Annotated in this window: 28 protein-coding genes; 1 reads left to right on the forward strand and 27 read right to left on the reverse strand. The window is 62.3% G+C overall.

The features are described from left to right. The 3 genes from AN189_RS07155 to AN189_RS07165 form a co-directional block, all read right to left on the reverse strand. A partial coding sequence (locus AN189_RS07155) for a hypothetical protein (protein WP_216597729.1) occupies positions 1-186 on the reverse strand: 186 nt, incomplete at its 3' end. 13 nt (positions 187-199) lie between these two features. Continuing rightward, positions 200-1,387 (reverse strand): hypothetical protein, encoded by a 1,188-nt coding sequence (locus tag AN189_RS07160; RefSeq protein WP_056033337.1) that lies wholly within the window; start codon positions 1,385-1,387, stop codon positions 200-202. Then, a complete protein-coding gene (locus AN189_RS07165; protein ID WP_056033339.1) occupies positions 1,384-1,803 on the reverse strand; it encodes a hypothetical protein in 420 nt (139 codons plus the stop codon). Before AN189_RS07165 ends, AN189_RS07160 begins: the two co-directional genes overlap by 4 nt. Here AN189_RS07165 and AN189_RS19120 point away from each other — a divergent pair. Next, complete coding sequence (locus AN189_RS19120) at positions 1,772-2,083, forward strand: hypothetical protein (RefSeq protein ID WP_172794875.1); 312 nt, start codon at positions 1,772-1,774, stop codon at positions 2,081-2,083. The two genes, AN189_RS07165 and AN189_RS19120, sit on opposite strands and share 32 nt — an antisense overlap. A 63-nt stretch (positions 2,084-2,146) precedes the next feature. On the opposite strand, the gene AN189_RS07175 is transcribed toward AN189_RS19120, so the two are convergent. The 24 genes from AN189_RS07175 to AN189_RS07290 form a co-directional block, all read right to left on the reverse strand. Next, complete coding sequence (locus AN189_RS07175) at positions 2,147-2,917, reverse strand: N-acetylmuramidase family protein (RefSeq protein WP_083484329.1); 771 nt, start codon at positions 2,915-2,917, stop codon at positions 2,147-2,149. Between the two features lie 65 nt (positions 2,918-2,982). Further along, positions 2,983-3,438 (reverse strand): hypothetical protein, encoded by a 456-nt coding sequence (locus AN189_RS07180; protein WP_056033344.1) that lies wholly within the window; start codon positions 3,436-3,438, stop codon positions 2,983-2,985. After that, positions 3,435-3,644 carry a hypothetical protein gene (locus AN189_RS07185; protein ID WP_056033348.1) on the reverse strand — a complete coding sequence of 70 codons (210 nt, stop codon included), beginning with the start codon at positions 3,642-3,644 and terminating at the stop codon, positions 3,435-3,437. The genes AN189_RS07180 and AN189_RS07185 overlap by 4 nt, the downstream gene beginning before the upstream one ends. Then, on the reverse strand, positions 3,641-4,420 hold the full coding sequence (locus AN189_RS07190) for a phage late control D family protein (protein ID WP_172794876.1): 780 nt from the start codon (positions 4,418-4,420) through the stop codon (positions 3,641-3,643). Before AN189_RS07190 ends, AN189_RS07185 begins: the two co-directional genes overlap by 4 nt. A gap of 247 nt (positions 4,421-4,667) precedes the next feature. Next, on the reverse strand, positions 4,668-4,880 hold the full coding sequence (locus tag AN189_RS07195) for a tail protein X (RefSeq protein ID WP_056033353.1): 213 nt from the start codon (positions 4,878-4,880) through the stop codon (positions 4,668-4,670). Next, positions 4,880-5,317 carry a phage tail protein gene (locus AN189_RS07200; protein WP_083484297.1) on the reverse strand — a complete coding sequence of 146 codons (438 nt, stop codon included), beginning with the start codon at positions 5,315-5,317 and terminating at the stop codon, positions 4,880-4,882. The genes AN189_RS07195 and AN189_RS07200 overlap by 1 nt, the downstream gene beginning before the upstream one ends. A gap of 9 nt (positions 5,318-5,326) precedes the next feature. After that, positions 5,327-7,747 carry a phage tail tape measure protein gene (locus tag AN189_RS07205; RefSeq protein ID WP_056033362.1) on the reverse strand — a complete coding sequence of 807 codons (2,421 nt, stop codon included), beginning with the start codon at positions 7,745-7,747 and terminating at the stop codon, positions 5,327-5,329. A 129-nt stretch (positions 7,748-7,876) separates the two neighbouring features. Then, positions 7,877-8,215, reverse strand: a complete 339-nt coding sequence (locus AN189_RS07210; protein ID WP_056033365.1) for a phage tail assembly protein — start codon at positions 8,213-8,215, stop codon at positions 7,877-7,879. 57 nt (positions 8,216-8,272) lie between these two features. Beyond that, positions 8,273-8,773, reverse strand: coding sequence for a phage major tail tube protein (locus AN189_RS07215; protein ID WP_056033367.1), 501 nt, complete (start codon positions 8,771-8,773; stop codon positions 8,273-8,275). Between the two features lie 12 nt (positions 8,774-8,785). Further along, on the reverse strand, positions 8,786-9,979 hold the full coding sequence (locus tag AN189_RS07220; protein ID WP_056033369.1) for a phage tail sheath subtilisin-like domain-containing protein: 1,194 nt from the start codon (positions 9,977-9,979) through the stop codon (positions 8,786-8,788). Positions 9,980-10,019: 40 nt separating this feature from the next. After that, positions 10,020-10,658, reverse strand: coding sequence for a phage tail protein (locus tag AN189_RS07225; RefSeq protein WP_083484298.1), 639 nt, complete (start codon positions 10,656-10,658; stop codon positions 10,020-10,022). After that, on the reverse strand, positions 10,651-11,238 hold the full coding sequence (locus tag AN189_RS07230; RefSeq protein ID WP_056033375.1) for a phage tail protein I: 588 nt from the start codon (positions 11,236-11,238) through the stop codon (positions 10,651-10,653). The genes AN189_RS07225 and AN189_RS07230 overlap by 8 nt, the downstream gene beginning before the upstream one ends. Positions 11,239-11,245: 7 nt before the next feature. Further along, on the reverse strand, positions 11,246-12,124 hold the full coding sequence (locus tag AN189_RS07235; protein ID WP_056033378.1) for a baseplate J/gp47 family protein: 879 nt from the start codon (positions 12,122-12,124) through the stop codon (positions 11,246-11,248). Beyond that, on the reverse strand, positions 12,124-12,456 hold the full coding sequence (locus tag AN189_RS07240) for a GPW/gp25 family protein (RefSeq protein WP_056033380.1): 333 nt from the start codon (positions 12,454-12,456) through the stop codon (positions 12,124-12,126). Before AN189_RS07240 ends, AN189_RS07235 begins: the two co-directional genes overlap by 1 nt. Beyond that, positions 12,443-12,661 (reverse strand): hypothetical protein, encoded by a 219-nt coding sequence (locus tag AN189_RS07245; RefSeq protein ID WP_056033383.1) that lies wholly within the window; start codon positions 12,659-12,661, stop codon positions 12,443-12,445. Before AN189_RS07245 ends, AN189_RS07240 begins: the two co-directional genes overlap by 14 nt. Positions 12,662-12,677: 16 nt before the next feature. Next, positions 12,678-13,199, reverse strand: a complete 522-nt coding sequence (locus AN189_RS07250; protein ID WP_056033386.1) for a phage baseplate assembly protein V — start codon at positions 13,197-13,199, stop codon at positions 12,678-12,680. A 2-nt stretch (positions 13,200-13,201) separates the two neighbouring features. Continuing rightward, entirely contained in the window at positions 13,202-13,960 is a 759-nt protein-coding gene (locus tag AN189_RS07255; protein WP_056033388.1) for a hypothetical protein, read from the reverse strand. Then, positions 13,957-14,334, reverse strand: a complete 378-nt coding sequence (locus AN189_RS07260) for a hypothetical protein (RefSeq protein ID WP_056033391.1) — start codon at positions 14,332-14,334, stop codon at positions 13,957-13,959. Before AN189_RS07260 ends, AN189_RS07255 begins: the two co-directional genes overlap by 4 nt. Before the next feature lie 60 nt (positions 14,335-14,394). Then, positions 14,395-14,787, reverse strand: a complete 393-nt coding sequence (locus AN189_RS07265) for a hypothetical protein (RefSeq protein ID WP_056033394.1) — start codon at positions 14,785-14,787, stop codon at positions 14,395-14,397. Then, positions 14,787-15,794: a major capsid protein gene (locus tag AN189_RS07270; protein WP_056033397.1), complete on the reverse strand. Its 1,008-nt coding sequence runs from the start codon at positions 15,792-15,794 to the stop codon at positions 14,787-14,789. Before AN189_RS07270 ends, AN189_RS07265 begins: the two co-directional genes overlap by 1 nt. A 14-nt stretch (positions 15,795-15,808) precedes the next feature. Beyond that, entirely contained in the window at positions 15,809-16,186 is a 378-nt protein-coding gene (locus AN189_RS07275) for a head decoration protein (RefSeq protein WP_056033400.1), read from the reverse strand. A 3-nt stretch (positions 16,187-16,189) separates the two neighbouring features. Continuing rightward, on the reverse strand, positions 16,190-17,257 hold the full coding sequence (locus tag AN189_RS07280) for a head maturation protease, ClpP-related (RefSeq protein WP_056033403.1): 1,068 nt from the start codon (positions 17,255-17,257) through the stop codon (positions 16,190-16,192). Continuing rightward, on the reverse strand, positions 17,248-17,490 hold the full coding sequence (gpW, locus tag AN189_RS07285; protein WP_056033405.1) for a gpW family head-tail joining protein: 243 nt from the start codon (positions 17,488-17,490) through the stop codon (positions 17,248-17,250). Before gpW ends, AN189_RS07280 begins: the two co-directional genes overlap by 10 nt. Next, positions 17,483-19,120: a phage portal protein gene (locus AN189_RS07290; protein ID WP_056033408.1), complete on the reverse strand. Its 1,638-nt coding sequence runs from the start codon at positions 19,118-19,120 to the stop codon at positions 17,483-17,485. The genes gpW and AN189_RS07290 overlap by 8 nt, the downstream gene beginning before the upstream one ends. Positions 19,121-19,122 lie beyond the last annotated feature (2 nt).

Below are 19,122 nucleotides of genomic sequence, written 5' to 3' on the forward strand. Positions count from 1 at the left end.
AGTGCCCAGCAGGCTTGGCACATCGCCCGCCGTCTGGTCGATCCGGCCCCGGATCGCATCGCGCGCGGCCTGTGCCGCCGCGCGCGCCTCGGCCTGCGCGATTGCCGCCTCGGCATAGTCCAAGGCTAATGCCTCGGCGCGGGTGACGGAATAGACGGACCGGTCGCCGTCCGTGACGTTCAGCATGATTTCGGGCATATCAGACCGTCCCAACGATGTTGCCGCCAAGGCTGAAGCGATTGAGCATGGCCGCACCGTTTTGCAACTGAACACCCTGCGTTCCTGCCATGACGAATGGATTAACGAGTACTGTGCGACCGATGCCCGTCACGACACCCGAAAGCGTGCCGCTCCTGAGAACCACCCTCGCACACGCCACCCCGTTGAACCCGATCAGGCAAGCTTCCTGCTCACCCGAGAAACCGAAATCATACAGGCTGACGCCGCCGATCCAGCCTGTCTCGCCAGTGTAAACCGACGTATTTTCGCGGAACTTTTGACCCGGAATAGCGAGCGCGCCGTGGGTGTGTTGGACCTCTACTGTGGTCACCGTGCAGGTGTCGAACATACGAAAGCCACAAAGGGCGTTGCGCGACGATATGTCCTTAACAGTGTGGTTCACGACCGCCGGGTTGTTTTTGGGTCCGACAAGGACCAAGTGGCGATTGCCCTCAATATCCACATCAGATGCAAACGGCACTGACCCTGCGCTACCACCGGGCAGGTTCAGAACAACCCGCTGACCCGGTGACGACGCCGCAACCGCGTCGGCAATCGTCGTGTATGTCCCGCCGTTTCCGCCCACCGGGTTGACCGCCGCAGGATCGATGGTCGCGGCGAAATTCAGACCCGCCGCTGCTTGTGCCGCCTGCACTTGAAATTCGGACAGCGCGGTATTCGCATCCGCATCAAAGTCGGTCAGCGCTTGTGCGGTCTGCGCCTCTGCCGCAGCAACAGCCGACGCCGTCTGCGCCTCTAGTTCAGCGATCGCCGCCAGAATGTCATCGCCCGTCTCAGTCACGATCAGCGTGACCGGATCGGTGTCGACCGTCGCAACCTCGGACGTGACGTAGAACACCCGACGCGCCAAGGTATCGCCCTGGCTGACGTAGATGCTCGAGCCCAGAAAATCGGCCGGGGCTGACAGGTCAGCCGCGCGGCCCCAAGCATCCGCCGCCGCGATATAGACGCCATTCTTCTCCGGGTCAGATTGCGCGGGCAACAGAACGCGGTCGCCGTCCGCGATCGCAACACCGTCCACAGAGGTAAGGCCGCTGCGCGGATGATTGATCGGGCTGGCCGCGACCACGGCGGCGCGCGGCTTGGCGACGTTGAATTGCGCAAGGGCCGCTGTTGTCACCAATTCAATTTGCTGGGTGTTGCTCATAGGATTTCCAATTTCAGATTTCCATCCACAAGAGACAGAATTGATTTTTCATCGACGTTGACCGTCACGGTCCCATCGGGATTGACCGTCGCGCTTCGCAGCGCGCTTCCTTGATTCACCGACAGGCGGAAGGTCGCGGTAGAGGATCCGACCGAAACGAATTCGAGCGACGGATCGACGACCAGCGCGTTCAACTGTGAGATTTCCGCCCCGACCTTGTCGGGCGTCACGGTGTAATCGTTGCCCCGTTCGCCCGCGATCGCGACGCCGTCGGCAAGCCAAGGCACCGACGCGGTCGATTGGTAGATTGAGCCCGCGCTGCCATCGCCTGACACCAAGGCAATCAGCGGTCGAAACGGCGGCGACGTGAAACTGGCCTCTCGAATGTCGCTTTTTACGGTCAGCGTGATCGCCATGATCTACCCCTTGAAATTACGGAAACCGCGCCCCGAAGGGCGCGGCGATGCGGAGTCATTCTTTGCGGAACGACAGCCGATTGTTCGGCGCGCGACGCTCGATCCAAAACCACACGCCCCCGGCCAAGCCGAGCAGGGCGTTGATGGCGTTTACGGCCGTTTCCGCGCCGTCCTGGATCGACTCTTCGTTTGCGACAATCTCGGCAGCGATTTCGCCAAGGCCGCCGCCGATCAAGGGGCCGATCAGACCGACGATCGTCAGGGCCGCCGCAAGCGTTGACCGCGCCAACAGGGGATTCAGGGGGGGCAGGCTTTTGTTTGGGTTTGACATTGCAGGCCCTCCTTAGGCCATTGCTGGAACAGGTGTGTCAGGGATGCGCGCCCATTTGGCGTAGGCCGCAGCCAGACGGGTGTGGTAGCCGTGGGTCGCGTAGCTGGAGCCGTTGTAGCCCCGCGCGAAACCACGCCAGTCATGCCGGCGCAGCTCGTCGTCCAGACCCGCCGACACGATGAATTTCACCATCGCGGCAAGGTGCCGATCCTCGTCCTCGGCAAAGTCCTCGACCATCGACCGCGCGTCGGGATATCCGGCCATCAGGCAGTTGAACCCCATGATCTGACCGAGACCCCAGGATGCCGACCGCAGCGCCGCGCCCTCGTTGATCTCGATCGCAGCGAGCAGGCGCGGATAGCTGTCGCGCGGATAGGCGCGCTGTCCCCAACGCGGATAAGCCAAACCAGCTGCAGCGGCGCGGTCACGCTCCGGGCCGGGGCCAAGCTCGCGCCAGAACACATGCGGCTCGAATAGCATCCGCACCCGCCCCTCCCGATCAAACCCGCCGCCAGCGGTCTCGACCTCGATGACCGCGTGGATCTCGTCCTCGCCCACGCCGATCGTTGCGCCGATGCGCGGCAGGTCCAGGTCATCCAGACGCTTGGCCGCCCCTTTGAATTTGACCGGGCGAACCGCTGGGACAGGATCTAGCGACGCGATGAAGTCGCGTGCGGCCGCGTCAGTCAGGCCGCCATACCAGCCGTCGATTCCGCCCGGATCGAAGCCAAGCTCTGCCAGTGCTGTTTGCAGCACCCGCGTGCGTTCGCGTTGTGAAAGCATCGTCATTCTCCCATAAAAAAAGCCCCGCTTACGCAGGGCCGGTGAAAATCGGTGGTGAGTTTCAGCTATTGCTCGCCGGGCACCACGATGATGGTCACGTCGTCGATCGTCGGTGCGGGCCGCTCGCCCTCGACCTCGGTGCGTTGAACCATCTTGCGCAGCGGGATCACGCCAAACAGCAACACGCGCCGGGTCGTGGTCAGGTAGAATGGCGGGCCAGCCTCGATGCACTTGTCAGCCCAAGAACCAAGATCATAGGTGACAGTGTTTCCCGGTATTTGCTGATATGTGGCGACCGCCCACGGGCCGGATGCACACTCAAAACCGTCACCGTCGATCAACGTGATTTCGGCGTGCCATTCTGCCGTTACGTCGCCGAAAGGCGTTTCGCGCACATAGCGCACGGTCCTGCCGTCCACCGTCAGACTGATATCCCGAAGAAACAGGCTGGACGGTATCGCCAAGATAGCGGCACCAACGAGGATCGCGACCGTCAGGGCCGCGTAGAAAAGCCGGTTCATTTCATCCCTCCGAGCAAGCGCAAAACCGCAGCGATGCTGATCGCCGCCCCAGCCAGCCAAAGCACGGCGCGGGCGGTCAGTTTCCCCGCCCGGACGGCCTCAAGCAGATCATCAATCTGCGCCGCCCGGGACGGCTTGCCCGGCGCGCGGGGTTTGAGGAAAAAATCATGCAGATCATCCAGCTTTTGCTTTTCGTCTGGGCTCATATCGTCGTCACCTCGTCTTGCGCCGCCAGGGCGACCGGTTTCACGGTTCCGGTCAGATCCGTTGTGTATCCGTCTTTTCCAAAACGATGCTCGGCACCGGACAGGATGAACTCACGGCCATCCATTCCGACGCGACACCCTGCAAAGACGATGGGTGCGCCGGCCCGGGCTGTGGGGCGACCGACGATAGTGCAGCGAACCTCAAGCAGCGACCGCCGCAATTCATCCGCCTTGGAACGGGCCGCCCGATAGGCCTCGCCCTCGGAGGCAAGAGGCTGGTCGATACGGAAAACCGAAGCGTTTTCCGGGTCGATCTCAAACGACACGTCTTTTCGCGCGGCCCCCGATCGGTCCATATATGACGCAACCACCTTGCCGTAGCTTCCCCGGCTGGACGTGCGGAACATCAGTGATCCCGGGACAATATCGCCGGGGCCAATAACCGTCGGCGTCAGGGGCGCACCGCCCGGCGCGATCCCCGCCCCGCGGATGGCAAAGACCAGCGTTCGCCCCTTGATCGAAAACAGCGCGCCGTGCCGTCCCGCCAAGCGTTCAAGAAAGTGCATCGGAGACTCGCCGATCATTCCGATCCACGAATACAAGAACCCGCCGATCTCCGGCGCGACCTTTGACTCAAGCCCGAGGTCAGTCGCAATGTCGCCGACGATTTGAGAGATGCTGGCGTTGTCCCAATTTCGTTGAACGTGGTTTTTCACCTTTCCGGTCAGATCAGCCGCCGTCGCCGTCAGGCGCAATTTTCCGGGCAAGGCGAACACGTCGACCCCGTCGACGATGTATTGCCCCATATCGACCAGGTCCGCGCCGTATCCCATCCGACAGGAAATCACGTCGCCAAGCGACGGGATTTGCGCGGGGGGATCATCGGTCAGTTCAACCGATAGGCTGTCGGATGAAAGCCCTTCGCGGTCGCTGACGACACAAGCGACAACGCGATCCCGGAACAAGCCCGACACAGGGACGCCGTTGATGAAAATATCGCAGACAGGGCGCACAATGATTGCCTCAATAAAGGGTCACGATTTCGACCGACGCTTGAGGTCGATCGGGAAGGTCGGGAAGCCTGACCGGCGTTCCGACCGGCAGGATTGGGCCCAAGCCGGCAAGTCCCGGATTTGCGTTCAGAACCGCCTCAACGAACCCGGATTCATCGCCATATTGACGGCGGCAGATCAGGTCGACCGTGTCGCCGGCCACGCTTAGAACTTGGCCGGCCATCAGAAGATCAGCGACAGGAGTGAACCCGCCGTCCCTACCCCGCCCGATGGACGCTTTGTCAGGCTGATCTCATAGGCGTTCCGCCCCGCGCGGCCGTTTCGATCAATGAAATCCTCGTCCTCCGATACGCGCGTCACGACATACATGCCGAACACGTTGAACGGAAAATTCCCAAGGGACACCAACGGAAGCGCGACTCCGTTTTGCGCCGACGCCTTGATGCCCTCAAGCGATGCCTGCCCGCCGAATTCAGAGAACAGCACGCCCCGGATCTTCCGGGACGTGCCTTTTCCGCCAAGCCATTGCATTTGATCGGGACCGCCAGCGACCGATATTTCGGCCCAGGGCGTTTCGGTCGCGGTTGTGCGGCCCTGGAAACCAAAGCCCAGCGTCGTAAACGCATAAGGCCCCAGCGCCATAACGGTTGGTCCGGTCATTGCTTACCCTCAATCGGAAAAGTTGTATTGCAGCTGGGCGCTGATTTGGTCGCCAAGCGCCTTCGCCAAATCCTCGACGCTGCCGCCCGGTGCCCCGGTGATATTGATATCGCCGAAACGGACGTTGATCGAACGGGAGGATCCACCCCCGGTTGCCGTCGCTGACGACAAACCAGAAACCCCAGGGCGCGGCGACATTGCCACGCCCTGCATGGTCGACCGCAGCGCCGCCTTGGCCTGCGATACGGTCAGGACCGCCCCACTGGTTGACGGCACCATGATTTCTGACCGCGCGGTTCGCTCGTTGACCAAATAGGGAACGCCCGCCCGCACCGGGCCGCCCGTCGCCCGACGCCGCCGACGAGTGTCCGACCGAACAGATGATCCGCTTGTCGCCCCGATGCTGCCGACGATCGCGCTGCCGAGGTTGATCGACCCGACCGCCTCGCCGATACGCCCCGGGATTCCTTTGACCCAATCGAGCAACTCGGTCAGCTTTTCACGCATCCCGTCGCCCAGCGACGTAATTGCGTCCCGACCGATTTGCAGCAACCGAACCGGAAGCCCGACGATTGCCCCGACAATCCTTGCGGTGATCTCCCGCGCACTGGCCTCGACCCTTGCCTTTTCGCTGTCGGGCAGGATCGTGCGCGACCAGAACGACCCGGAAAACAGGCCCGTGATCGACGACGCCATGCTGTTGAGCCCATCAAAGACGGGCGACAGAATGCCCCGAAGGAACTCCAAACGAGTCTGGACCCCCTCGATCACCGGACGGATCAGATCGAACGCAGGTTTCAGCCCGTCGACGATCCCGCCCGCGACGCCCCGCATGATCGCGGAAATCCGGTCCCAGTTCTTGTAGATCAAGAACCCGGCCGCACCAATCGCGGCGGCAACGGCCGCCACGGTTGCCCAGACCGGTGCGCTGATCCCGGCGACGACCGCCGCCGCAGACCCAAGGCCCGACGCGACAGCCGACATTCCCGTGATCCCGGCAATCCCGCGCAAGACCGCGCGAACCTTGTCCAGCCGCGTGACGGTTGATCCGCCCATTCCCGCAAGGGCCGATTGCAAGCGCAACGACTCCGAAATCGGCACGGCAATGCCCCGGCCTGCGGCGACGATTCCAGATAGACCCTGGGCGGTCAGCCAAAGCACACCGCCCTTGCCCAGCAGACCCGCAAGTTTCAGGCCCAGAAAGCCCAGCCGCAGGCCAAAGACAGCGCCCGTGACCTGAACGATCCGGGCGACCAGTTCCCGGTTCTCCTTTGCCCACGCGGTCGTCGCCCGGATGATTGGCGCGACCGTGTCCATCGTATCGCTAAGGATCGGCAAGAGCGCCTCGCCGATCGTCACCGTCAGTTCGTAAAAGGTGTTCTTGAACCGGGTCAGGTCGGACTCGAAGGTTTCCGAACGTGCCGCAAATTCGGCAAACGCCGATCCCGCAAAGGTCGCCTCGTCACCAACTCGCAAAAGCGTGCTGCGCAAAAGTTCCCTATTTGTCAGAAGCGGCGTCAGCGCGCGCGCCTCGTCGCCGAATAGGTCGGACATTGTCGCCGCCTGCACCGCCTTGGGCAGCGCCGCGATCCGGTCGATCACGTCCAGCGTCGTCCCGACCGCGTCCTCTTGCATCTGACGGGCGACCTCGCCCGCCTCTAGGCCGAGGGCCGACATTGCGTTCGTTTGGCGCTTGGTCGCGCTTTCCCCGCGGGTCAGCGCACGACCCATGTTGCGGAAGCTGGTTGCCGAAACTTCGGAGTTCTTCGTCACCGCGATCATGGCCGCACCAAAGGCGGCCGCTTCCTCGGCGGCGAAACCAAACCCGGCCGCGTCGGCGGCGACGCGGGTCATGAAATCCATCATGTCGGGCGCGGTGGCCGCAAAGTTGTTTGACAGGTCGTTGACCGCGTCGGACAGCAGCAAAGTGTCGTCGAGCGTCAGGTTCAGACCAGCCTGCACGGACGTGATGAAATCACCGGCTGCGTCGGCGGTCGTCCCAAATGCGACCTGTAGTTTCGCCGTCATTTCGACGAATTGCAGGAGGTCGTCACCGCGCAGGCCTGCCTCGCCGCCCTTGGCCGCCAGCGCCGCAAGTTCCTCGACCGCGAGGGGAATGTCGCGGGACATTGCCAGCAACGACGCACGGAATTCGTCGAATTGGGCGGCCGTCTCAAAGTCGGCGACCTTGCGCACGTCAGCCATTGCCGACTCAAAGTTCATGGCCGCACGAACCGGACTGCGCAGCGCAGCCACAACTCCAGTTGCGACCAAGGCCGTGCCGCCGATCTGCCGCGATACCGCGCGAACCTGCTGCCGGTTCTTTTCTACCTCGGACCGGGTCGACGCAAGCGCGCGCTGGACGCGCCCCGCGTTTGGGCTGACCTCGTCGATCAGCCGCAGAACCAGTTCGGAGGTCAGGCGTGCCATGTCAGGTATCCCTTTTTCGTTCGGCGTTCACCAACGCGACAGCCTCGGCGTGAAACGCAAAAAAAACGAGGTCCTCCCATTCGAGAACCTCGTTAATTGGTTGGTGCAGATACCTTGCGATTTCCGCGATCATTCGGATGAAACTGGCATCCCCTCCGGTTGTTCGTCCTGACGGAGACCCCGGATCGTTTCCGTCGTCCGCTTTCCCATCAGGGCCACGGTTTCGTCGGTAATTCGTTCGTAATCCTCGCTGTCAAGTTCAAGGATCACGGGCAACGGAACGTCAGCCATAGACGCCAAAAGTGCCATGTGCTGCTGCGAATCGCCGTTTACCTTTTCCATCGCCACAAGGTCTTTGGCCTTCCGGCGCCGGAACGTCAGAGCGTCGTAGGTCTTGCCTTTGTGTTCGACCGGATCAGCCAGCGGAATCGTCAGCGTTTTGGGCGGGTCTTGCGGTGTCTCGACCATCGTGCGGCCTTTCTTTTCAGGGGGATTGTCCGGGGCGCTTTCACGCCCCGGTATCTATCAAATCGCCAGCGCAGCGCGGCGGCCCGGCATCTGCTCAACGCCGCCGATACGAACCGTGTGATCGTCGAAAAAGAAGATTTCCTCGTCGTCGATGAACAGCGCACCCGAATGAACGGTGCAGTCGTATTCCGTTTCGGACTTGCCGCCCGAGGCCCACGACCCCCCGTCCATCTTGAGAACGTCGGCCCGCATTTCGAACCGGGCCTGATGTTCCCGACCGTCCTCGCTTTGCATGTAGCCCAGGGCGATCAGCTGCTCGTCACGACCGACATCGAGCAGTTTCATCATGGTCGGATCAAACGCCGTTTCCTTGAATGAACAGCCCGTCGCCTCGTAGGCCATTGTCACGAGGCGCGGTTTGATCATCCCGGCGTTTTTGAACTCTTCCGTGACCTTGGCAATGACCGGAATCGTGATTTCCATGACCTGGCCGATGCGGTTTTCGCCGGCGGCGAGGATCGTGCAATCCTTGATGATGTAGGCAGGAATGTTGCTCATGGTCTTTTCCCCTTACGCCGTTTCGGCAATGTCGAAGGTGCCCGTGATCGAATTGAACAGGGCGGTGTAACCGATCTCGATACTGCGGTAGGCGGTGATCCGCAGGTCGTAGATCGGCGCGGGAACCTCAAAGGCCATCCCGAACTTGATGATGCCCTGAACCCCGGTTGTCGGCGTATTCGAGGTGTCCAGACCAAAGCGCGACCCCGGCAGGAGAATGTTCTCATTCTCGAAGTCAGCGAGGGCAAACGCCCCGGCCTGAACCATCAGCGGCAGCGTTGCGCCCGAAATCGGACGCCCCACAAAGCGCATAAATACGCGTTCCAGCGACTCGTTGACGAAATCTGTCGCTCGCACCACGTTTGCGAATTTCCAGATACCGCCCGCCTCTTGGGCAGCAAGCGTTGTCGGCCCCCAAAGGCGGAACCCGTCGCCGCGGTTGATGATCGTATTCACGCCCGCCTCGTTCAGTTCCGTGGCCTCCGTGCCGTAATCGACGGGCCGGTTCACACCGACGACGCCGTTCGCGATCACATTCGTCGCGGGCCACGCGACGTTGCGCGTCCGATCGAGATTGGACTGAACCGCCGCGAACAGCGTCGACGATGGTTTCGCGACGGATTGGCCGGCCACCGCCTTGAGAACGTCAGGATCGGACATGCAGACCCGGCGCTGCGCCCCGATCAAAGCAGCCGCCGCCTTGGCGTCCGCAATGGTGGTATTCGGGCCGTCAATGTAGATCTGCGCCCGAAGATCGTCGGTCAGGCTGATTGCTGCGGCGATCACCGGATCGGCGGTCCCGGTCGTTGCCCGCGCGACGCCGGGCAGGCAGATCAGCTTGGGAACCGACAGGCCCATCGCGGCGGCCTTGCGCAGCGCATGAATGCCTGTCTTGGTCGTTTCGTCACCTGCGGCGTTTGTCGCCTTGGCCGCGGCGTCCTCGCCCTGGTCGACAAAGGTCAAAATGACCTCGCCGCCGTTGTTGTCGAAAACGGTCGCAAGTTCGGCTTTGACCGCATCGGGGAGTTCAGCCGCATCCGAGGGCTTTCGAACCGAGATCGGTGTATTCAGATCGACCCCGGACGGCAGGTCCGACGGGTCGACCGCCTGCAACATGCCGATGGTCGAGGTTTTCACCGACGATACAACGACCGGCTCGTTCGCGTCTTGAAAGACGCGCGCGCCGTGGAAGGTTTCGGTAGTCATGGGGTTTCTCCTTGGGGGATGCCGGTCGCCCGGCTGTTGATCAGGTTTTGATGCAAAGCATCAGGGCGTGGTTCTTGGGGCGGGTTTCGGTGCCACCAAAAAGTTCGGTCTGCGAAACATTGGTGCCGTCGTCTGTTTGTGCTGGCCCCTGCACCGCAGTTCCCGTGTCGGACGCCACCGCCGGGCTGATACCGTGGCGGTGTTCCTTGATCTCGTCGGCCTGCCACGACGCCAAGGTTCGACCTGGATCGACCCCGCGCCCGTTGTCCCAGACCCGCACGAATTGCCCGCGCAAATCGGGCAGCTTGAACGTCGTGGTGCCGTTGCCCGGGCCAAAATGACCATCCAGCGCACCGGTCGGGTCATAAGCCCCCGAAACTTGAGCATACTCCCAGAGGCGCGCGTATGTCGTGCGACTGACAAGCGCCCCGTTTGCCTCAAGCCAACCAGTCGGTGCCGTCTCCCCAAAATAGGACATGGCAAAGCCTGGGGGAATCAGAAGGTCGAGGGCGTCCTTGAGGAACGCCGTTCGCTGGGCAAGTTGCAGGGCCTGAATGTTGGCGAGTCCCTGATCGGCCGCGAGGTCAGGCGGCCCGCCTTGCTGCAATTCGCCGTCCTGGCGTTCGTGGATTTGGTCGACCCAGACAGCGTCATGGGCCAATGGGACTAGGTCAGCCATCGTTCACTCCGTCAAATTTGTATGTTGCGCCCATCGCCGACCCGTCGCCGATGGCGTGTCCGTCACCGATCGTCAGGCCAACGGATGTTGTCAGCCGCACAAGGCGGCATCGGGCCGGGGCGACAGCGTTCAGAATATCCCGCAGGACAGCAGCCTGCGCCAAGTTCAGGGGCGATCTGACCGTGACGCCATAGTCGGCCCAATGGAGGACGTTGCTGATCCGGTGCCCGTCACCGATCCGCGATCCGTCGCCGATCCGGGATCCCGCCCCGCCCTCCTCGATATCAGCGTCGAAATACCCAGCCGATGCGAGGGCACGCCGGATTGAGCCGATGGTTCCTTTTTCGCGATGAATACCGACGCTTGCCGCGATCACCGACCGCTTGGTTTTTGTCGACCATTCGGGATCCCAGAAGTCGACCGACAGGGTCCAGGCGAGATGATCCAGCGCAATTACCGGGCAATTCTGCACGACCCATAGCTGGCTGATCGGCACCGACATTCCAGAAAGTCGCGACCCCACCGCCCGGTCAATCGCCTTCTCTTGATCCGTCGCGTTATCCGGCAAAAGGTCCGTCATTCGTTCCTCACGTCAGATCAAAGTTTCCAGCAAACGGCACCTGCGTCGCCGACGGTTCAACGTCGCCCGCAGGCGATACGAGATCCACGTTCTCCACATCGTCGACAAACAGCGCCGCGATCAGGCCGCTACGCGGCACGACGCGACCAATTCGGCGGCGTGAACGCAGATATCCCGCTACCGACTCTTGCGCTTTCGCGAGAACCTCGGTCGCCGAGGCCGAACCTGACACGGTGATAACCGCCTCAACGTCGAACAGCAGAATTTCAGCGTTGACCACGTCGACCGTATCGCACAGCGGGCGTATCGCCTCGCCGTTCAGCGTTGCGTCGACCGCCGCCACCGGCGCGTCGATCGGGTTTCCGTCCTGATCCTCGGAATAGACGATCACGGACACAAGGCCCGGCGTATCGCTGAAAACGGATACGTCCCGGATCCGCCCATCAACGGATCGGGCGTGGAATTCATAAGCGCCCCGCGGGCCCGCAACGCTCAAGGCCTCGAGCGATGTTTGAACGCGGAGTCGCAGATCCGCGTCGCTTTCCAAAATCGCAGGGATCGGCGGGACCGCCGCAGGATCGGCGGGACGGACGATAAGGCGCGCGACACCAAACAACGACGCGAGGTTGTCCAAATCGCCGCCCTGGGCCGTCGGAAGCATTACGGCGCGCGCCGCGTCGTTGACACGAGCCCGCACCAACAGTTCGCGGTAGGCAAGTGCCTGCAAAACCTTGACGATCGGTTCGCTTTCCAAGGAAAGCGTATCCGAAAGGCTCGGCTCAATCTGGCGAACCGCCTCGACCATTTCCGAAAAGACAGTTTCAAAATCCAGCGCCTCGATCACGTCCAGGGGCGGAAGTTGTGCAAGATTGATTGCGCTGGTCATTACGCCTCCATCGCGATACGCCCTTCGACGGTCTCGCCCTTATATTTTCCGACAATCTGGATCGCGACGACACCGGCGCTCCCGCCCTCGACAGACACGCCCTCGATTTCAAATCGCGGCTCCCATTGCGAAAGAGCGAGGGCGGTTGCCGCGTAAATCTTGACGATTGTTTCCGACGTCGCCGGCCGACCGATCAGGTCAGGAACGGACGAGCCGTATTCCCGACGCATGATGCGGGAACCGATTTTCGTCGTCAGGATATCGCGGATTGATTGCTGGACGTGATCCCATCCGTCGATCGCGCGAAGCGTTGTCTGATCAATTCCCGCCATCGGCCGTAGCCTCTTGCTTCGGTGCCGGTTCCGCTTTCCGTGACCGGCGACCTGCCGCCTGCGCAGTGATCGCTCCCGCCGCGATGAACGGGGCGGCCTGTTCTTTGGTCAGGACGGCGACCTCGTCGGCCTTTTTCCACTGGCCCAGAATCCATGCGCCCTGGACGACCGTGTAGGCCGCCTTTGTGTCGTTCGATTTTGCCATATTGTCCTCGCTTGGTTTAAGGCGTTCCGGTTTGCGACGCGCCGGCGGTCACGCCGCTATGCGTGTGCGTATCGCCGATATTCACGCCGTTGTGGCTGACGCCGTTACCGGTCACGTCGAGTCGTCCGGTGATAGATACATCGCCGACGATGGAGACCCCTTCGGCGGAAAGGACCATTTTCACACCGCCCTTTGCGACGGCGAATTCCCCGGACTTTCCGTGCGGTCGCGGGGCCGCGTCGGAAAACGACGACAGCGCGATTTGCGCATCGGTCAGGTCGCCGCTTTCCGAGGTAACGGTGACAGACTGGCCGACGGTTGGCTCGGCCATGATTTGCACGCCGCCAGACGATAGCGCCTGAACCCGAATCCACGGCGTCGTCAGACCCTCGCCCAGCTGGACGCGGTATAGGCCCGCGCCCGGATCAGACTCGACGACAACGCCCTCGCGGGAACGACCTCGCAGGCGTCGTTCCAACTCGGCGATGCGCCGATCCATTGCCTTGAGAATGCCACCTAGATCGACCGGACCCGCCATCGCTATTCGCCTCCGTCGGGTTCGGTGATGGCGATAGTTTCATCGCCTCGGTTCAGGACGCCAAGGCGATCAGCCGCGACGCGCGACAAACCAAGCCCCTGCGACACGACCTCGTCAATCGGGCCACCGCTGGCGACCATAAACCTGTCGGCGACAGGCCCGAGGGCGGGTTCGTCCTGCCGGATCGCGTCAGACACGCGACGCCAGATCGAGGCCGCCGCGATCGGTTGCCCGGGGATCGGGTCAGGCAAAACGTCCAGCGTCACCCGTATCTGTCGGGCCGCCAGACGAATGCCTTGATCGACCGTTGTCGTTCTGACCCGTTTGATCTTGCTGACCGAATTCGACAGGCCGCGCCATAGATCGGCCCATTCATCGTTTGCCGTCAGCGCCCGGACGATATCCGCGTCGATCAGGTCAAGGGTTGCCTCCATCGTCGCATCCGTCAGCGGGACGTTGATGCCGCTGATGATGGTCCCGCCCGTGTCCGGGTCGACCTCAAACATTGGAGTCGCTAAACCGAACTCGCAGACGAAATCGACCATCCCGTTTTGACGAAGACTCCGCGTTTCGACGCCCTGGGCCTCGCTGTCGTCGGTGTAGATCAGAATGAACGGCCGTTCGCTTTCGGATCGGGCGTCGCCATCGGCACCAAAGGTCAGGGCGGAAAAGTCGCTGTCGAGGACGTTGTCGGCAACAATCGTTTTCCCTTGCATGGCCTTAAGGGCGGTGCGGCGCAGGGCCCATCTTGCAAAACTCATGTCGCACCCAGTTCCAAAACGATACGTTCGGACGGCCCATCGTGGACCGTCAAAATTTCAAAGAATGGCTGACCGACACGGTCAACCAGACGAACCTTGTCGTGCTTGCGGAAATCTGGAATCACCTGCCCGCTGCGCCGCACATGCGCTTGGCCTTTGCCAGCCGACAGACGCGTGCCCCAGCCCCGGCTTGTCCCGCCGGTCACGCTTGAATTGTCGCCGGTTCCAATGCGAACAACAGCGCGCAGCGTAGTCTTTTGACGGGCCGCGTCGGGCGTGTTCCCGGTCAGCGGATAAAAGGCAATTTCCTCCGACAGCAAGTCGTCGACGATCGCCGCAGAGTTTGCCTGTATCGCCTGAAATCGCGCCGCCATATCAGAAAACCCTTTGAACGGAGAAAAGGCCCGGGGCGCTTTCCAGCGCCCCGGGTAAGGTTAGCCTACCGTCACTTGGGCCGAGATCATCGACCACGCGACGTCGCGCTCTGCCGCCGAAACCGGCTCGGAACCATCGGGCATCGCCGCGTTGACGGCCTTCACATCAGGCAAGCCGCCTTGCGTGAAGTCCTCGTCAGGGTCGAGGTTCGAAATCACCTCGACGATCACGCCGAGGCGGTCGTCGTCGGATTCCTGCGTTCCGCCGTCGCCCTCGTCGGATTCCTGCGTTCCGCCGTCGCCGGCGAAAACCGCCAGTTTCAGGTCGTAAAGGTGCGAACCATAGGCCTCCGGCAGATCGACATGCTGGCCCGCCACGACCGTTTGTCCCTCGGGGATTTCGGCCACGTCCTTCGGAATGATCGTGGCCGCCCGGATCAGATACCCGGCCATCAGGTCAGCGTCAGCCGGCGCAGGACTTCGGGGCGCGTGCAGATCGAAATTGCGTTCATCTGCATTTCGAGGTTCACGCCCTTGTCGTTCGGCATCGGAAACTGCTTTGCATACATCGGCAGGCCAACGGTGTTCACCGTTTCGATGTAGTCAGCCGGGGCAAAGCGGGTCAGGAATAGTTCAGGCACACCGACCGGAACCAGCTGAGCCTCGTCGTGGGCGATGTAGGCCGCGCCCGCATCTTCCGAGGCCTTTTTCCCGGTGCGGTAACGCTCCCAGGTCACGCCGCCAAATTCGAACGTATCCGGCACGGCCATGCGCAACGCGACCGCACCCGCGTGCGACAGCAGCGTTTCCTTCACCGACTTGTGACGCCACAGGGCCGTGTGGAAATCGCGGCCGGTGAAAGCGTGCAGGCCCTCGTAAACGTCATCAAGGCTGTCCTCGACGCCGAAACGCACACCGTCGACGACCTTGCCCACGTCGGTCGAATCAACGTCCAGTTCAAGCGAAATTGCTGCGGGCGTTGCGATGTTGAAACGGGTGTAGAGGTTCTCAAGCACCCGCCCCGATTTGGCCGTCACGACACCTTTGATCGCGCCAACGCGCTGGTGTTCGAGCGTCATTTGCAAATCTTGGCCGTGGCGGGCCAGCTTGCGATCGACCCGGCCCTGAACCGTTTCCAGTTCGTCCTCGGTCCCAAACGCACGCACGCCCTGGACTTCGTCGGCCTTGACCGCGTCGTCACGCTCGTAGTGCGGGATGCGGAACGGAATCGCATCGCGATTTTCGTCCGCGGTGGTCTCGCCCGGGCCGCCACGTTCGGACGGCTCGACCAGCCCCAGCTTGCCGTCGCGCTGCTCGATATAGACGGTGGTCGTGGTGACGCCGTCCTCCTCGAAAATGCCGGTCGCACTGATTTGGCCGGGGCGGTATTTCTGGCGGTTGATTGCCGCCGTCATGCCCACGACGCCGAAGGCGTCGTCGTTGAAAATGTCGAGTCTCATGTGAAGGCCCTCCTTTAGCGAACGATCAGGCCGACGGCGGCAAGCTCGTCGATCTGGGTTTGTGTTTTGGCGGCGTCGTCGACACCGTCGTCGTAGATCAGTTCGGGGCCCTTGAGTTGGGCGGCGCGGGTCAGCGCAACGGCCAGCGCATCGTCAGACGACGCATCGACTGAGTAGCCCAAGACCGCGACCGCAACCTGGCTGCCGTCAGTCGCGGCGGGATCGGCGGGAACATATTTCCCGGACTCCGTGATTTTGCCGAGAACCTGACCCGGACGCAGAATGCCCGCACCCGACGCGATCGTAACCTCGTCGCGGCTGCGGCCATGCTCGGCCTCGGAAAGTGCGAAGCCGAGCGAACGCGGCCCCTCTGTTTTGGTTTCGTAGGCCATCTCTTACCCTTTCGTCATTTGTTGACGGCGCGATGCGTAGATCCCCGCCGTGTCGATGGTTGCTTTCGCTTTCCGTTGGGGGGCCTGACCGCTGCCCGCACCGTCGGCCGTCGCGCGATCACCGATCGGCGGCAGAGGCGTTTTGTCGTCCGTCGACGCCTTCGGCGCTGCGGCCAAAATCGCCTTGATTTCGTCGACGCTGGACTCTGTCTCGGTCAGCATGTGTTCGGCCAAGGCCTCGCGGCCCTTTGCCTCGTCCAACGCCAAAACAGCGGTGCGGCGCGCACGATCAGCTTCGACCGCCTCCTTCTTGGCGGCCTCGATCTTTTCGGCTTCCGTCTCTGCGGAGGCCCCGGTTTTGTTGGTCACGATAAATTCCTTTTCCGTGGGTTGGGATTTTGGCGGAGCCGAATTGGCCGTCGCCTTTTGCATCGCGGCGGGATGCCGCCATCCGTTCGCCTGCGCCATCGCCACAAGGGGCTGGGGCGCGCGGGCATACGATTGGTAGGGGAACGCCGCGACGGCGGTCGCCTGTTCGTCGGTGGTTGCGTCGGCAAAACCCGCGGCAACGGCTGCGGCGTCGTCCATCCAGGTCTCGGCCTTCATCATGTCGCGACACGCGGCCTCGGATTGACCCGACCGCTTGGCGTAAACCCGCGCGTAGCCGGTCGCGATGCTGTCCAGCGCGCGCCGGCTTTTGTCGTGATCGTCGGCGGTGCCGAAGGTGAAACCCGACGGGTCATGGATCATCAGCTGCGATCCGGTCGCCATCGTGATCGTTTCGCCTGCCATTGCGATGATCGAGGCGGCGCTGGCGGCGATCCCCTCGATCACAACGTCGGTGCGACCCGACCGTTCGGCGAGTGCGGAACGGATCGCGACGCCATCCGTCGCAATTCCGCCGCCGCTGTTGATCCGCACGGTAAGCGGGGCGTCGTCGTCAATCTGACCCAACGCCTCAAGAACCATCGCCTGGGTGATCCCGTCGATGATCACATCGCCCGCGTATTCCCAATGGTCGCCGACGTATCCGGTCAGCGTCAGGTTTCCGTCTTTCAAAATCACGGCCATCGGCGGTGCCCTCCTGTTGCAACAGCGAACCGACGGGGCGGTCGCTTGCCCTTCTCGATTGCGCATTCACGTTCGGCCTCTTGGATCAGCCGGTTTAGTTCGGCCAGGTCGCCCCGGCCGAATTTGACTCCGTCCTCGCCGAAGCGCGTTTCGGAGACCTGTTTGCCCATCGCGATATCGTCGCGGGCCTTTTTCAGCTGGGCGAGTCGTTCGCACGCCGTTTGTTCAGCCATCGTCGTCCTCCGTGCTGTCGGAATCGTCGTCGTCGTTTTCCGACCCGGAGGGCGAATTGCCGCCACCCACGCCGATCAGCGTCGGTTCAGGCACGCCGTATTCAAGGCGCAGGGTTTGCGCCTCCTCCATGTCGGCCAGCACGTCCTCGTAATCGAACCCGAGGTCGTTGCAGATCATCTGCTCGGACATGACGCCCATCGCGCGCCAAACCGAGTGGGCTTTTGCCTTCTTGGTCTCGTCTGCGATGGGGCGCGCCGCCCCCCGCCAATCGGCGCGGCAGGCCGCCTGACGATTTGTCAGAAACCCGACAATCCCACCCGGGAACGGGATATCGCCACGCTCGATTTCTTCCTCCAACCACGCCTCGTAAAAGGGTTGGCTGAACGGAGCGACCAAGTGCGCGCGCCGCGCTTTCGTGACCTCGAACACTTCCGAATTTCCGTTGTTCAGGCTGGCATACGATGCGTTCGAATGATCGCCCGACGCGCTTTCGTAGGTCATTCCCAGACAACGGGCGATTTCACGAAGAAGCATTTTCGAGAAGTCGGGATAGTTCCCATTCGGGTGTTCAGCTGCTTTAAAATCCAGCTTTTGCCCCGGCATAATATGCGAAACGCGACCGTTCAGCCGGGTATCAAAGATTCCATCGCCATAGAAATCAGCGACGGCCTCAAGATAAACCTCCATCGGGGTAATGCCGTCTGACACCATCCGGGCGCGCTCTTGCGAGGTCATTAGGCCTTCAAGCGCATCCTCGGTCGCACCATCTGATGTAATGGTCGCGGCAAAAAGGGTCTGGATGATCGCCGCCGAAAGCGTTGCGTCGGACAGTTCGTCGAACTGACGGACGACCTGCAGGACGGGTGCCAGCGGGGTAATTCCCCGGCAGGTTTCCGGGGGGCCGCTAAACACATGAACCATTCGCGCACGACCATAAGCCGCCATTGCCGGGATGGTCCGAAAAGCGTTCGGGTTCCATTCCTCGCGGTTCGGCCGGATTTCATAGGACAGCGCGAGGCCGTCGGCATCCATCCGAACGCCGTTAATCAGCCCTTCGTGCAGCGCCGACCGGCGCGACAGCCGGGTCGGACAGATCAGGCGGAACTTCGTTCCCGTCGGCGATTGATCCCGCACCCGCCAAGCAACCTCGCCGAGCATTTCCCCGGTCGCCAGCCAATGGCGGAACGCCGTCGCCTGCATTTCGCCGAATGTGCGCCGCCCCTCGATATCGCAGACGCGCTTGTTTCGGGACCACAACTCGAACCGGCTTTCGACGAGCCGCACCCATTCACGGGCCTCGGCCTTGCTCATTCCGAGAACGACGGTTTCGGGCTGGGGTTTGACGCGGAGACCAGTGCCGACCGTGTTTGCGGTCGCCTGATCAATCGCGCCCGCAAGCCAGCCGCTGTTGTGGATCGAGTCGACCGCCCGGGCAGTCGCCAATTTCCACGACGCGCCGATTTCGTCTTGCGATCGACGCGCGGCTGGATTCCAACGCTGGAAAACCGGGCCGCGGTTGCCCCGCATAAACGAGGCCAACGCGGGGCCGCGCCGCCCGGCTTGGGTCGAAACATCGGCCCCAGCCGTCGCGCGTCCCGCGCGTCCAAATACGCGGCCCATCAGGTTCATAT

This window comes from Loktanella sp. 3ANDIMAR09, assembly GCF_001420005.1.
Lineage (GTDB): Bacteria > Pseudomonadota > Alphaproteobacteria > Rhodobacterales > Rhodobacteraceae > Loktanella.

Excerpts from the sequence above, each read along its gene's own strand:
- AN189_RS07160 (WP_056033337.1), bottom strand. The coding sequence starts at position 1,387 with ATGAGCAACACCCAGCAAATTGAATTGGTGACAACAGCGGCCCTTGCG.
- AN189_RS19120 (WP_172794875.1), top strand. The coding sequence starts at position 1,772 with ATGTCGCTTTTTACGGTCAGCGTGATCGCCATGATCTACCCCTTGAAA.
- AN189_RS07165 (WP_056033339.1), bottom strand. The coding sequence starts at position 1,803 with ATGGCGATCACGCTGACCGTAAAAAGCGACATTCGAGAGGCCAGTTTC.
- AN189_RS07175 (WP_083484329.1), bottom strand. The coding sequence starts at position 2,917 with ATGCTTTCACAACGCGAACGCACGCGGGTGCTGCAAACAGCACTGGCA.
- AN189_RS07180 (WP_056033344.1), bottom strand. The coding sequence starts at position 3,438 with ATGAACCGGCTTTTCTACGCGGCCCTGACGGTCGCGATCCTCGTTGGT.
- AN189_RS07185 (WP_056033348.1), bottom strand. The coding sequence starts at position 3,644 with ATGAGCCCAGACGAAAAGCAAAAGCTGGATGATCTGCATGATTTTTTC.
- AN189_RS07195 (WP_056033353.1), bottom strand. The coding sequence starts at position 4,880 with ATGGCCGGCCAAGTTCTAAGCGTGGCCGGCGACACGGTCGACCTGATC.
- AN189_RS07200 (WP_083484297.1), bottom strand. The coding sequence starts at position 5,317 with ATGACCGGACCAACCGTTATGGCGCTGGGGCCTTATGCGTTTACGACG.
- AN189_RS07205 (WP_056033362.1), bottom strand. The coding sequence starts at position 7,747 with ATGGCACGCCTGACCTCCGAACTGGTTCTGCGGCTGATCGACGAGGTC.
- AN189_RS07210 (WP_056033365.1), bottom strand. The coding sequence starts at position 8,215 with ATGGTCGAGACACCGCAAGACCCGCCCAAAACGCTGACGATTCCGCTG.
- AN189_RS07215 (WP_056033367.1), bottom strand. The coding sequence starts at position 8,773 with ATGAGCAACATTCCTGCCTACATCATCAAGGATTGCACGATCCTCGCC.
- AN189_RS07220 (WP_056033369.1), bottom strand. The coding sequence starts at position 9,979 with ATGACTACCGAAACCTTCCACGGCGCGCGCGTCTTTCAAGACGCGAAC.
- AN189_RS07225 (WP_083484298.1), bottom strand. The coding sequence starts at position 10,658 with ATGGCTGACCTAGTCCCATTGGCCCATGACGCTGTCTGGGTCGACCAA.
- AN189_RS07230 (WP_056033375.1), bottom strand. The coding sequence starts at position 11,238 with ATGACGGACCTTTTGCCGGATAACGCGACGGATCAAGAGAAGGCGATT.
- AN189_RS07235 (WP_056033378.1), bottom strand. The coding sequence starts at position 12,124 with ATGACCAGCGCAATCAATCTTGCACAACTTCCGCCCCTGGACGTGATC.
- AN189_RS07240 (WP_056033380.1), bottom strand. The coding sequence starts at position 12,456 with ATGGCGGGAATTGATCAGACAACGCTTCGCGCGATCGACGGATGGGAT.
- AN189_RS07245 (WP_056033383.1), bottom strand. The coding sequence starts at position 12,661 with ATGGCAAAATCGAACGACACAAAGGCGGCCTACACGGTCGTCCAGGGC.
- AN189_RS07250 (WP_056033386.1), bottom strand. The coding sequence starts at position 13,199 with ATGGCGGGTCCGGTCGATCTAGGTGGCATTCTCAAGGCAATGGATCGG.
- AN189_RS07255 (WP_056033388.1), bottom strand. The coding sequence starts at position 13,960 with ATGAGTTTTGCAAGATGGGCCCTGCGCCGCACCGCCCTTAAGGCCATG.
- AN189_RS07260 (WP_056033391.1), bottom strand. The coding sequence starts at position 14,334 with ATGGCGGCGCGATTTCAGGCGATACAGGCAAACTCTGCGGCGATCGTC.
- AN189_RS07265 (WP_056033394.1), bottom strand. The coding sequence starts at position 14,787 with ATGGCCGGGTATCTGATCCGGGCGGCCACGATCATTCCGAAGGACGTG.
- AN189_RS07270 (WP_056033397.1), bottom strand. The coding sequence starts at position 15,794 with ATGAGACTCGACATTTTCAACGACGACGCCTTCGGCGTCGTGGGCATG.
- AN189_RS07275 (WP_056033400.1), bottom strand. The coding sequence starts at position 16,186 with ATGGCCTACGAAACCAAAACAGAGGGGCCGCGTTCGCTCGGCTTCGCA.
- AN189_RS07280 (WP_056033403.1), bottom strand. The coding sequence starts at position 17,257 with ATGGCCGTGATTTTGAAAGACGGAAACCTGACGCTGACCGGATACGTC.
- gpW (WP_056033405.1), bottom strand. The coding sequence starts at position 17,490 with ATGGCTGAACAAACGGCGTGCGAACGACTCGCCCAGCTGAAAAAGGCC.
- AN189_RS07290 (WP_056033408.1), bottom strand. The coding sequence starts at position 19,120 with ATGAACCTGATGGGCCGCGTATTTGGACGCGCGGGACGCGCGACGGCT.